Source organism: Enterobacter sp. CM29, from assembly GCF_013179605.1.
GTDB classification, from domain to species: Bacteria; Pseudomonadota; Gammaproteobacteria; order Enterobacterales; family Enterobacteriaceae; genus Enterobacter; species Enterobacter intestinihominis.
In genome coordinates, this window is record NZ_JABMCU010000033.1 from 15,915 (window position 1) to 27,698 (window position 11,784).

Genomic DNA, 11,784 nt, shown 5'->3' on the forward strand with positions numbered 1-11,784 from the left:
CCCGCCCTACTTAACAACTTACTTCGCCTTCAGGGCCAGCGGATTCAGCTTCACGTCCTTGTAGTAGTTCACCCACGAAGAGTATCTCTCCGGAGAAGTCCACACGCGGTAGTGAAGCCGTGCCATCGTCACCGGATCGCTCAACAGCACCAGACGACGGTCGCGGTTAAGCTTTTCTGGCGTCTCGTTCAGCGCCTGCTCAACGTGGCGATCGCGGGCGATCTCCAGCACCTGGCTGGCGCGGTGACGCGCAGTCGCCATCGCGGTTGCCAGCGCGTTGAATGACGGGTTAAACACGGCGTGCATAAAGCCATCATCCAGCGTGCGTTTGCGGTTCTGCTCCAGATAGGTATCGGTATCCACCAGCACCTGCGGCGGAGAATACTCTTCCGGGATCAGGAACAGCTTCCAGCGTTTGGTACGCAGGCCCACCGTAGAACGGCTGGAGATCACCGACACAAATGGCGACAGGATCAGCGAGAAGACGATTGGCGCCAGCCAGAACAGGAAACGCAGATCCAGCCAGGCCATACCAACGGCCCACACCAGGCCCAGCAGCAGCTGAGAGCCGTGGCGCATAAAGGCTTCACTCCATGGCGTAGAGTCATCGTCACGCTGCGGTGAATTCCACACCACTTCCCATCCCAGGAACGCGCTCACCACGAATACCGTGTGGAACAGCATACGCACCGGTGCCAGCAGGACCGAGAACAGCACTTCCAGCAGAAGTGAAAGGGTTACGCGGCAGAAACCACCGTACTCCTTCGAACCTTTACACCAGATCAGAATGATACTGAGCAGCTTAGGCAGGAACAGCAGCACCATGGTCGACGCGAACAGCGCAATCGCCAGCTCCGGACGCCACTGCGGCCACACCGGGAACAGCTGGCGCGGTTGCAGGAAGTATTGCGGCTCCGTCAGGGCATGCACAACCTGCAACGCGGTCGAGAGTGCCAGGAACATAAACCACAGCGGCGCAGACAGATAGGACATGACGCCCGTCAGGAACACCGCACGGTGAACAGGGTGCATCCCCTTCACCAGGAACAGGCGGAAGTTCATCAGGTTACCGTGACACCAGCGGCGATCACGCTTGAGCTCATCCAGCAGGTTCGGCGGCAGCTCTTCATACGAGCCCGGCAGATCGTAGGCAATCCAGACGCCCCACCCTGCGCGACGCATCAGCGCGGCTTCCACAAAGTCATGCGACAGAATGGACCCGGCAAACGATCCTTCACCCGGCAGCGGCGCCAGGGCGCAGTGCTCAATGAATGGCTTCACGCGGATAATGGCGTTGTGGCCCCAGTAGTGAGATTCACCCAGCTGCCAGAAGTGCAGACCGGCAGTAAATAGCGGCCCGTAGACGCGGGTCGCAAACTGCTGGCAGCGCGCATACAGCGTGTCCATACCGGACGCTTTTGGCGAGGACTGAATAATACCCGCGTTCGGATTGGCTTCCATCAGACGGACCAGCCCGCTCAGACAGTCGCCGCTCATCACGGAGTCCGCATCCAGTACCACCATGTAGCTGTACTGGTTACCCCAACGACGGCAGAAGTCATCGATGTTCCCGCTCTTACGCTTAACACGACGACGACGACGACGGTAGAAGATCTGCCCTTCGCCCTGCACTTCAGCAATCAGCTCCATCCAGGCTTTTTGCTCTGCCACGCAGATATCCGGGTTGTAGCTGTCGCTCAGGATGTAGACGTCGAAATGCGCCGCGTTACCGGTCGCCTTTACGGACTCCCAGGTGGCACGCAGCCCGGCGAATACGCGGTCAACATCTTCGTTACAGATAGGCATGATCAGCGCGGTACGGTGCTCAGGATTGAGGGGTTCATCCCCGACCGTCGACGCGGAAATGCTGTATTTGTCACGCCCCATCAGCAGTTGCAGGAAGCCCATCAGCGCCGTCCAGAACCCGGCGGAGACCCAACAGAACAGCACGGCAAACAGCAGAAGGATGCCGCTCTGTAAAATATACGGCAGCAGCTGCATGAAGGAGACCCAGATATCCTGGCCAATCATGTCAGCAGGGTTAATCAATGCCCAGCCCTGGTACGGCAGAATAGTTTTCATGTACCAGGTGGCGACAACCGTCTGTGCCAGCGTCAGCAGCAGCAGAATGTAACGACGAATCGTTCCCACGGTACGCCATTTCTGCTCGGACGCCTGTTGTTCTTTGGTCAGACGTGACAGATAGCGCGGCGTCACGTCACGCCCACGCAGGCGATCCCAGAAGCGACCCACTGGGTTGGTGCGCCACGGATCGGGGAACATAGAGGAACGCGTGGCCTTCGGCATCGCCTGTAGCTGGTCACGCCCTTCGTCATCCTTGATTAACTGCCCTTCTGCCAGCGAGTCTGGCCATGCCTGCTCCAGACGTGCCTTCACTGACCCCAGCGGCGTATCATCATCACGGGAAAAGTGACGATGTTCACCATCCAGCGCGGTGTGAACCGCGCGGATGTCGCTCGCAGGGAGTGCCGCTTTTTCAATGTCCGTTAGCGGCATGGCATCAATATATTCAGATGTATTATTCATTGGCAGGTAGCTGATAGCTCCAGGTTTCACTCAGCGGCTTATCGTTACTGACCAGCGCGGCGCGCATTTCAGTGGTCTGTTTCGGATCTTTCACCTTCACGCGCAGGGTCAAACGCCACCCTTTGGTGACCGGATTGTAACGCACAGCGTTCTCAACGATTTCACCGTTATCGCCAATGCTGGCCTGTGCCGTCACGGCAGTATCCGGCGCCAGTTTTTTCATATCCTGCCCGGTGAAGTCCACGATAAATGCCAGCGTGCCATCCGGCTGACGAATCAGGTTGGACTGCTTCACGTCCCCCGTAGAACGACGCGTCTGCATCACATACGCGTTATCCGGTGCGTGCAGTTTGTCTTCGTCACGGCTGAAGGTGATCGCATACTTGAAGTTCATCTCTTTACCGGCTTCAGGCAGCTGATCCGGTGTCCAGTACGCCACGATGTTATCGTTGGTTTCATCATTGGTTGGAATTTCAACCAACTCAACCTTGCCTTTACCCCAGTCGCCTTTCGGTGTAACCCAGGCGCTTGGGCGCAGATCGTAGCGGTCGTCCAGATCTTCAAAGCGGGAGAACTGACGGCCACGTTGCAGCAGACCAAAGCCCTGCGGGTTTTCCATCGCAAAGCTGCTGACGGCGAGGTGTTTCGGGTTGTTCAGCGGACGCCAGATCCACTCGCCGTTACCAGCATGAATGGAAAGACCATTAGAATCATGCAGTTGAGGGCGGAAGTTAGTCGCCGGAGACGGCTGATTCGGCCCGAACAGGAACATGCTGGTCAGCGGCGCGACGCCCAGTTTGCCCACTTTATCGCGCAGGTAAACTTTAGACTGCACGTCAACCACCGTGTCACGCCCTGGCATGATCACGAAGCGATAAGCGCCTGTCGCACGAGGGGAGTCCAGCAGCGCATAAATTGTCAGACGTTTGTCGGTTGGTTTTGGACGTTCGATCCAGAACTCGCGAAAACGTGGAAATTCTTCACCTGATGGCAGCGCGGTATCAATTGCCAGACCGCGCGCAGAAAGCCCGTATACCTGCCCCGCGCCAATCACGCGGAAGTAGCTGGCGCCAAGCATGCTGACGATTTCGTCGTTTTTATCTTTGCTGTTAATCGGGTAAAGCACCTTGAAGCCTGCGAAGCCGAGGTCTTTCACCGTGTCTTTATCGTGTTGCACATCGCCAAAATTGAAATAATCCGGGCTGTACTTGATTTTACGTACCGCGGTCGCCGTCACTTCATTGATGGCAACCGGCGTGTCGAAGTACATACCCTGGTGGTAAAATTCAAGCTTGAACGGGGTTTTAATATTGTTCCAGTACGCTTTATCGTGATTGAACTGGATCTGCTGATAGTCCGCGTATTTCATGTCGCGGAAAACGGAGGGCAGGTTACTTTTTGGCGCTTCGTAGCTCTTGCCCGCCATCGATTTAGCCTGTTTTGCGACATCATCGATGTTAAAGGCCAGTGCAGATGAGGTATACAGTGACAACAGCACTGCTACACCCAACCAACGCATTTTCATCATTTGTGGTTTATGTTTCATAATAAGTAAGCACTTCCCCCTTTGTGTGCTTATATCGATCCGATCCATTTTAATGGAAACTCAGGCAATCCGACAACATTATCACTGCTTTGTTCAGCTCGCTGGCTCATGGATTAAGCAAATGAAAGAACCCGCTTTTCACTTTGCGTGCTTATCCTGGAGACAGGGTGTCGGTCTTGGTGTAGGGTTGGCTCCGAATGTAACCATTATGAGCCTTAGGGATAAGGCGAAAAGTCTGAGAATGCGCAAAGTTATATGAGCACAACCCCTGTACAACGTGAATATTTCCTCGACTCGATCCGCGCATGGCTCATGCTATTGGGGATCCCTTTTCATATTTCACTGATCTATTCCAGCCACACCTGGCATGTGAACAGCCAGATGCCCTCCTGGTGGCTGACGCTGTTCAATGATTTTATCCATGCCTTCCGCATGCAGGTGTTTTTCGTCATTTCAGGCTATTTCTCTTACATGCTCTTCTTGCGCTATCCCCTCAAGCGGTGGTGGAAAGTGCGCGTGGAGCGCGTGGGCATACCAATGTTGACGGCCATTCCGCTGCTGACGCTGCCGCAGTTTATCATGTTGCAGCATGTTAAAGGCAAGGCGGAAAACTGGCCTAATCTCTCGTTCTATGAGAAATACAACACCCTGGTCTGGGAGCTGATTTCCCACCTCTGGTTCCTGCTGGTACTGGTGGTGCTAACCACGGTGAGTTTGCTGATCTTCAGTCAACTGCGCCAGCGCGCGAGCGCCGCAACCTCGACCTTCTTCGCCAACATCACCCTGGGCAAGCTGTCGCTGCTGTTTCTTGCGCTGGGGGTCGCGTATGCCGCCGTCAGGCGTACCCTGCTCATTGTCTACCCTCCCATTCTGAGCGATGGGCTGTTTAATTTCGTGGTGATGCAGACCCTGTTCTACATTCCCTTCTTCCTGATTGGGGCGCTGGCATTTATTCATCCCCGGCTTAAAGCGCTGTTTACCACCCCCTCCCCCTGGTGTGCGGTGGGTGCTGCGCTGGCCTTTGCCGCCTATCTTCTCAATCAGCGCTTTGGCAGCGGGGACGCGTGGATGTATGAGACAGAGAGCGTGATAACGATGCTGATGGGCCTGTGGATGGTTAACGTGGTGTTCGCCCTTGGCCATCGTCTGCTGAATTTTAAATCAAGTCGCGTCACCTATTTCGTTAATGCTTCACTGTTTATCTACCTAGTCCACCATCCGCTGACGCTGTTTTTCGGGGCGTACATTACGCCGCATATCAAATCGAATGCGCTGGGCTTCTTCACCGGTCTGGTCTTTGTGGTTGGCATTGCCATCGTGTTGTATGAAATCCACCTGCGGATCCCGCTTTTGCGGTTCCTGTTCTCAGGTAAACCTCAGGTTAAAGCGGGATAACAAAACGGCGCCTCCAGGGCGCCGTTTTTGCATTACACGCATCAAAATGCCTGGCTGCGCGCGGTCAAAATCCGCTGATACAGGTCGGCGGTGTGCTCATCGAAACAGACAAAAATGACTTTTTCCGGCATGGGTTTGAGGGAAAGGTAGTGATAAACGGTATTCACAGCGATCGTAGCTGCCGCTTCCTTTGGATAACCGTAAACCCCGGTGCTAATGGCGGGGAATGCCATGGTCTTATAGCCGTTATCTGCCGCAAGCCGCAGGCAGTTACGATAAGCCTGCTCCAGAATCTCAGCCTCATGGCGGTCGCCACCGCGCCAGACGGGTCCAACGGTATGGATCACCGCTTTGGCCGGGAGATCGCCCGCAAGCGTAATAACAGCATGCCCCGGCGGGCACTCTCCCTGCTGCTGGCGCACGGTTTTGCATGCTTCAAGGAGCTGAGGGCCCGCGGCCCGGTGAATGGCACCGTCTACCCCGCCCCCACCCATTAGGGAGGAATTGGCTGCGTTGACGATCACGTCAACGTGCACCGTCGTGATATCGCCATGAATAACGTCGATTTGCGGTCTCATAAACACCCTCTGCAACCCGCCTTTTTCATCAGTGTATCGCAGAGGGAGAAGGAGAAAAACTGTCGCGAAAAAAACGGCGGTTAACGGTAATCCACCTGAACGACCGCAAGCGTTTTCTTTTCATTCAGGTATTTCATGGTGACAGCGGCCAGCGCTGAGTGAGGATGATGGCCCCGGAGCGCCTCGTCATAACTGATGGTATGCGTTTTCATACGGTTATTTTCCGGGCAGGAAATCGCAAACTGCCGATGCCGGGGCGTGACTTCGCACGGGTCAGCGACCACCGCGCCACGAAAATGAATCACCCCACCATTCTCTATAGTTGCTGAATAAGCCGGAGAAAAAAAAGAGGACAGGATCAGTCCCAGACCAGAAATAATACACGCTGCGGATTTGAACATTATTTGTACTCCTCAATGAAATTCGTCCTTGAGGGGTAAAAACGCTCCGTTATGACGTATCAATTTAAGCAACCCGTTTGCTGGGTTCTTGATATCAGCATAGCTTACCTGTGCAGCGCCGCCACTTTATTAAATCATTGATTTTATGAATGATTAAAGCGTACTTGCCGGTGCGTTCCACTGCTGTGATAAATGAAGCGATTTTCCATCGGAAACGGTGACGATTATTTTTACCGCATCCCCTGAGCGAATATTTAAACTGATTCGCGTTAAATCAATCGGCTGATTAGCGGGTATAAAAAGAGTATTTTTCTGCCGCGATGTACTTTGTCCCCCCTGCCCCTGTCGGACAGATAGCACCTCAACCTGACATTCGCAGGCGTCTGCCAGCGTGACCTGAGGAATAATGGTTGTCACATTTGCCTGCTGTGAGGTGCTGAACGTTATCTGGCTGGCAAGCGCGGCAAGGAGAATGAAGGTGCTCATGAGATCCTCCCGAAAAAAAACAGGGCGCATGCCCTGTTTTTTGGTACAGAAATGAATCAGTACTGGTGTGCGGTCGCGTTGTTGCCGAAGCCAACCTGGTGCACAGTCACCGTTGAGCCGGACGCTGTCTGGTCTACCGCCGCGCCGTTGCCGCCGCCGAACTGTTTCACGTTGATAACAGAATCTTTGCTATTCCACTGGTCGATGGTGGCGCTGTTACCAAAGCCTTTTTGCAGCAGATCGATAGAACTGTCATCAGAGCCCTGGCCAACGTCTGCGCCGTTACCGCCACCATGCTGGGTAATGGTCAATTCAGAATCTCGGGCGTCCGTCTGCAAAGCAAGCGCGGAGTTACCGCCGCCGTACTGGTAAATGCTCAGGGTTGAGTCAGGGCCGTTATTGCCGCCACCCCAGCCACCACCGTGACCGCCGCCAAATTGTGGTACCGCACCTGCGAAAGCACTGCCAGAAACTACGATTGCTGCAATAACTGCCACTTTGAAAAGTTTCATGGTAAACCCCCATCGGATTGATTAAGGCGTCACACATCGCTAGCGTTGAATAACGCGAATAGCCATTTGCGACTGTCTCTGTACTACAACTGCTGTTTTCTGCGTACCATACTGCGTTATATTCGCCCTGTTACCCGAGCCTTTCTGGATAATCATGGCGGTGTTGCCAAAAGCGCCCTGCTTAATACTCGCATCGTTGCCGTTGCCGGTCTGATCGATATAAGCAAGGTTATACGTCCCTGACTGATCAACATTCGCGCGGTTATTCCCGCCCTCCTGGGAAATAACGGACAGCAATTTAGAACCGCCCTGGCGTACATCAGCATTATTTCCTGAACCCTGTTGACCAATAATGGCTGCCTGATTGTATGAAGCTTTACTTAATTCATTTATCGCAAAATTATATTCAGAACTGGCTAAATCTGAATCACCTGCGATTACAAACCCAGGCGCACCCAGTAATGTAAACATCATAAACAACGTTTTGTTTTTCATGCTGTCACCCTGGACCTGGCTATAAAAAGGTATTCCTTACTCCGTTAACGCGATTCGTTTTGTTAACGCCGCGTTACGGAAAAGAGTATGTCTGCCGAAACATGTTTAATATCTCACCCGTGCGCCTTATTTTTATATTCCCCTTCACCTCAAAGTCGTAAATCTCGCCTGAAACGATGGGATACTCGCCTAAAGCAGAAACCAAAAATGTCTTCCTGCGCTTGTACAACAGCGAGACAGGCTGTCCAACCTGTACCGGCTTCTTCAGACAAAAACGACAATGCCTTTTGTCACGCGCGTGACACGAAGCAAGTTTTCTTAAGAAAAAATTCCGGCTTAGGGAAGTCTTATGTTTTTAGCAGAGTTCATACTTTTTACCGGCTGGCTTACAGTAATAAAAAACCAGATAATACAACTCATTATAATATACCGTATGGTTTTTAAAATCTGTGCACGTTTATACACCTGTACAACTTTCCCCTTATCTTAAAATCTATTAACCCCGCAAAATACACAAATAAATATCGAATTTTACATTCTGTTACACGATTAACACTTGCTTTAAAGTTTGCAATAGCTAGATTGAAAACAGCAGTACGTTATTTGTTTTTAATTTTACCGCCTCCTTTGGAGGAAGGTTTTTTAACTACACACAGCAGTGCCACACCTGCAGTACTTCTGGTGCCCTTTTCAATAATACGAGGGCAGCTGCCGGGTGTCATAAATAACGTGGGGTTTCATCATGTTTAATGAAGTCCATAGCTTACCCGGTCATACATTATTGTTGATCACAAAACCTTCCTTACAAGCGACAGCGTTATTGCAGCATTTAAAACAATGCCTGTCACTTAACGGGAAACTTCATAACATTCAACGTTCTTTTGATGATATCGCTCCTGGCAGCATCATTCTTCTCGATATGATGGAAGCGGATAAAAAACTGATCCATTACTGGCAAGATAATTTAAGCAGGAAAAACAATAATATCCGCGTATTGTTATTGAATACGCCTGATGAGTATCCTTTCCGCGAAATTGAGAGCTGGCCGCATATTAACGGCGTGTTTTACGTTACAGAAGAAGAAAACCGTGTCGTGGAGGGTTTGCAGGGCATATTGCGGGGGGAGTGTTATTTCTCGCAAAAACTGGCCAGCTACCTCATTACCCACTCCGGAAATTATCGCTATAACAGTTCGGAATCGGCCCTTCTGACGCACCGTGAGAAAGAGATCCTGAACAAACTGCGTATTGGTGCTTCAAATATTGAAATCGCCCGTTCGTTATTTATCAGCGAAAATACGGTTAAGACACATCTTTATAATCTTTTCAAAAAGATAGCTGTTAAAAATCGCACGCAGGCGGTGTCGTGGGCAAACGATAACCTCAGGCGTTAATAGCATGAAACGCACCCTAAGTTGGATTGCCGCCGCAGGCATTATGCTTGCTGCCGGAAACCTTCAGGCTGTTGAGGTGGAAGTTCCTGGACTGTTGACCGACCACACCGTCACCTCTGTCGGACACGATTTTTATCGTGCCTTCAGCGATAAGTGGGAAAGCGATTATCCGGGTAATTTAACCATCAACGAACGGCCCAGTGCGCGGTGGGGAAGCTGGATCACAATAACCGCTAATCAGGACGTTATTTACCAGACTTTTTTATTCCCAACGAAAAGAGACTTCGATCAGAACGTCGCTTTCGCACTGGCACAAACAGAAGAAGCTATTAACCGCCTACAGTTAGATAAAGCCCTTTTGAGCACAGGCGATTTAGCAAAAGATGAGTTCTAGCAACGACACCTATTTCGGAGGCTGTAATGCGTCTCGCACACACAGTGATTTCGTTAATGCTCATTGCGCCGTTGAGTTGGGCCGGAAATATGACATTCCAGTTCCGCAACCCTAATTTTGGCGGCAACCCGAATAACGGAGCCTTTATGCTTAACCAGGCGCAGGCTCAAAACTCCTATAAAGACCCCAGCTATGACGATGATTTCGGTATCGAGACCCCGTCAGCTCTGGATAATTTTACTCAGGCCATCCAGTCGCAAATATTAGGTGGCTTATTAACCAACATTAATACCGGAAAACCCGGCCGGATGGTCACTAACGACTTTATCGTCGATATTGCCAATAAAGACGGGCAGCTTCAGTTAAATGTGACAGACCGAAAAACCGGTAAGACGTCGACAATCCAGGTTTCCGGTTTGCAGACCAGTTCAACTGATTTCTAAACAACCCCGAAATAAGGACAATTATCATGCAGCGCTTTTTTATTTTAGTTGCAGTGTGCTTATTAAGCGGTTGTTTAACTGCCCCGCCAAAAGAAGCCGCTAAACCCACCCTAATGCCCCGTGCCCAGAGCTATCGGGATCTGACGCATCTGCCGGGCCCTACCGGGAAGATATTCGTCTCGGTCTATAACATTCAGGATGAGACGGGCCAGTTCAAACCGTATCCGGCCAGTAACTTCTCCACGGCCGTACCGCAGAGCGCCACCGCGATGCTGGTTACCGCCCTGAAAGATTCGCGCTGGTTTATCCCGCTGGAACGCCAGGGGCTGCAAAACCTGCTTAACGAACGAAAAATCATTCGTGCTGCACAGGAGAATGGTACCGTTGGCGTCAATAACCGCATGCCGCTACAGTCTCTCACCGCAGCCAATATCATGGTGGAAGGCTCGATTATCGGCTACGAAAGTAACGTGAAATCGGGCGGCGCGGGTGCCCGTTACTTTGGTATCGGGGCCGACACGCAGTATCAGCTGGATCAGATTGCCGTCAACCTGCGCGTGGTTAACGTGAGCACGGGTGAAATTTTATCCTCCGTGACCACCAGCAAAACGATTCTCTCATATGAAGTGCAGGCGGGGGTATTCCGCTTTATCGACTACCAGCGTTTGCTGGAGGCTGAAATTGGCTATACCTCTAACGAGCCGGTCATGCTGTGTCTGATGTCGGCCATCGAAACCGGGGTGATTTTCCTGATTAATGACGGCATCGATCGCGGCTTGTGGGATCTTCAGAATAAAAGTGACGTGAGTAATGCGGTGCTGGTGAAATACCGTGAGATGTCGGTTCCGCCGGAGTCATGATTGGCGGCGTATAAAAAGGCGAGATTTTCGTCTCGCTTTTTTTTATTTACTTACCACAGGAACGTTCTGGCTCTTCTCGCGTCGGGCTGCAAGCCAGAGACCGCTGTTCTTCATAGCGTAGCCAAACAGTAATCCCAGCATGAGCGAAGGGACCACCAGCTTCCAGTCCCCCTGGCCTGCAAAGGTCGCGCAGGCACCCATGAACGTGCCGGGCACAAAGGACAACAGCAGATGTTTTGCCTGAACGCACATCAGGAAAGCCACAATACCGGTCATGACGTACCCCAGGATTTCCACATGCGGCGCCAGCGCGCTGCCCTTCATAATGATCAGCGCCCAGACCACGCCACTCAGTAACGTGCTGCCTGAAATAAAGAGCCCTTTAAAACCACCCTGCGGACAGGCGAAATAGGCCGTGCAGCCAAGAAAACCGGCCCAGCTCAACAAACCGAGAGATACCGCCACCCAACCCCAGAGGCCGGAGAGGATGCCAGTCGTGATTGCAATACAAAGTAATATGTTCATGGTGCGCATCTTAGCAGATGCGCACCCTAGAAATGAGATCAGAAGCACGTTACGTGCAAGTTGAAATGTATCGTTGCAGGATTTTTGTGATTTAAATCACTCTTCACTCTCTTCTTCCAGCTCATCCCACATGGCAGCGATAGCGTCACGCGTCAGCGGAGCCAGCGTTCTCCAGAACGGGGAGGTGGCGTGGGCTTCAACTTTACCCA

The 11,784-nt window shown here is 52.0% G+C and carries 13 protein-coding genes and 1 pseudogene; 5 read left to right on the forward strand and 9 right to left on the reverse strand.

Translation table 11 applies throughout. The features are described 5' to 3' along the window. Positions 1-18 precede the first annotated feature (18 nt). Both mdoH and mdoG read right to left on the reverse strand, forming a co-directional pair. Positions 19-2,547 carry a glucans biosynthesis glucosyltransferase MdoH gene (mdoH, locus tag HP459_RS06570; RefSeq protein ID WP_023299777.1) on the reverse strand — a complete coding sequence of 843 codons (2,529 nt, stop codon included), beginning with the start codon at positions 2,545-2,547 and terminating at the stop codon, positions 19-21. Beyond that, positions 2,540-4,093, reverse strand: a complete 1,554-nt coding sequence (mdoG, locus tag HP459_RS06575) for a glucans biosynthesis protein MdoG (RefSeq protein ID WP_032622136.1) — start codon at positions 4,091-4,093, stop codon at positions 2,540-2,542. The genes mdoH and mdoG overlap by 8 nt, the downstream gene beginning before the upstream one ends. Positions 4,094-4,348: 255 nt before the next feature. On the opposite strand from mdoG, the gene mdoC reads away from it, so the two are divergent. Beyond that, complete coding sequence (mdoC, locus tag HP459_RS06580; protein ID WP_022647705.1) at positions 4,349-5,488, forward strand: glucans biosynthesis protein MdoC; 1,140 nt, start codon at positions 4,349-4,351, stop codon at positions 5,486-5,488. Between the two features lie 41 nt (positions 5,489-5,529). Here mdoC and ymdB read toward each other — a convergent pair whose 3' ends face one another. The 5 genes from ymdB to csgB form a co-directional block, all read right to left on the reverse strand. After that, positions 5,530-6,066 carry an O-acetyl-ADP-ribose deacetylase gene (gene ymdB, locus HP459_RS06585; protein WP_171936039.1) on the reverse strand — a complete coding sequence of 179 codons (537 nt, stop codon included), beginning with the start codon at positions 6,064-6,066 and terminating at the stop codon, positions 5,530-5,532. Between the two features lie 80 nt (positions 6,067-6,146). Then, positions 6,147-6,467 (reverse strand): type 1 fimbrial protein, encoded by a 321-nt coding sequence (locus tag HP459_RS06590; protein WP_045307928.1) that lies wholly within the window; start codon positions 6,465-6,467, stop codon positions 6,147-6,149. A 153-nt stretch (positions 6,468-6,620) separates the two neighbouring features. Beyond that, a complete protein-coding gene (gene csgC, locus HP459_RS06595) occupies positions 6,621-6,953 on the reverse strand; it encodes a curli assembly chaperone CsgC (protein ID WP_023299776.1) in 333 nt (110 codons plus the stop codon). Positions 6,954-7,009: 56 nt separating this feature from the next. Next, complete coding sequence (gene csgA, locus HP459_RS06600; RefSeq protein ID WP_003858043.1) at positions 7,010-7,465, reverse strand: curli major subunit CsgA; 456 nt, start codon at positions 7,463-7,465, stop codon at positions 7,010-7,012. 39 nt (positions 7,466-7,504) lie between these two features. Then, positions 7,505-7,960, reverse strand: coding sequence for a curli minor subunit CsgB (gene csgB / locus HP459_RS06605; RefSeq protein ID WP_023299774.1), 456 nt, complete (start codon positions 7,958-7,960; stop codon positions 7,505-7,507). 742 nt (positions 7,961-8,702) lie between these two features. On the opposite strand from csgB, the gene csgD reads away from it, so the two are divergent. The 4 genes from csgD to csgG are packed head-to-tail and all read left to right on the forward strand — an operon-like array spanning position 8,703 to position 11,050. After that, positions 8,703-9,353 (forward strand): biofilm master transcriptional regulator CsgD, encoded by a 651-nt coding sequence (csgD, locus tag HP459_RS06610; protein ID WP_006809293.1) that lies wholly within the window; start codon positions 8,703-8,705, stop codon positions 9,351-9,353. A gap of 4 nt (positions 9,354-9,357) precedes the next feature. Continuing rightward, positions 9,358-9,747 (forward strand): curli production assembly/transport protein CsgE, encoded by a 390-nt coding sequence (gene csgE, locus HP459_RS06615; RefSeq protein ID WP_003858052.1) that lies wholly within the window; start codon positions 9,358-9,360, stop codon positions 9,745-9,747. Positions 9,748-9,773: 26 nt separating this feature from the next. Continuing rightward, on the forward strand, positions 9,774-10,190 hold the full coding sequence (gene csgF, locus HP459_RS06620) for a curli production assembly/transport protein CsgF (protein ID WP_003858054.1): 417 nt from the start codon (positions 9,774-9,776) through the stop codon (positions 10,188-10,190). A 26-nt stretch (positions 10,191-10,216) separates the two neighbouring features. Continuing rightward, complete coding sequence (csgG, locus tag HP459_RS06625; RefSeq protein ID WP_023299773.1) at positions 10,217-11,050, forward strand: curli production assembly/transport protein CsgG; 834 nt, start codon at positions 10,217-10,219, stop codon at positions 11,048-11,050. Between the two features lie 42 nt (positions 11,051-11,092). Here the strand turns inward: csgG and HP459_RS06630 are convergent, their stop codons facing one another. Further along, positions 11,093-11,575, reverse strand: coding sequence for a DUF1097 domain-containing protein (locus HP459_RS06630; RefSeq protein ID WP_072202167.1), 483 nt, complete (start codon positions 11,573-11,575; stop codon positions 11,093-11,095). Between the two features lie 96 nt (positions 11,576-11,671). After that, positions 11,672-11,784 (reverse strand): annotated as a pseudogene (locus HP459_RS06635) (molecular chaperone); the annotation flags it as partial.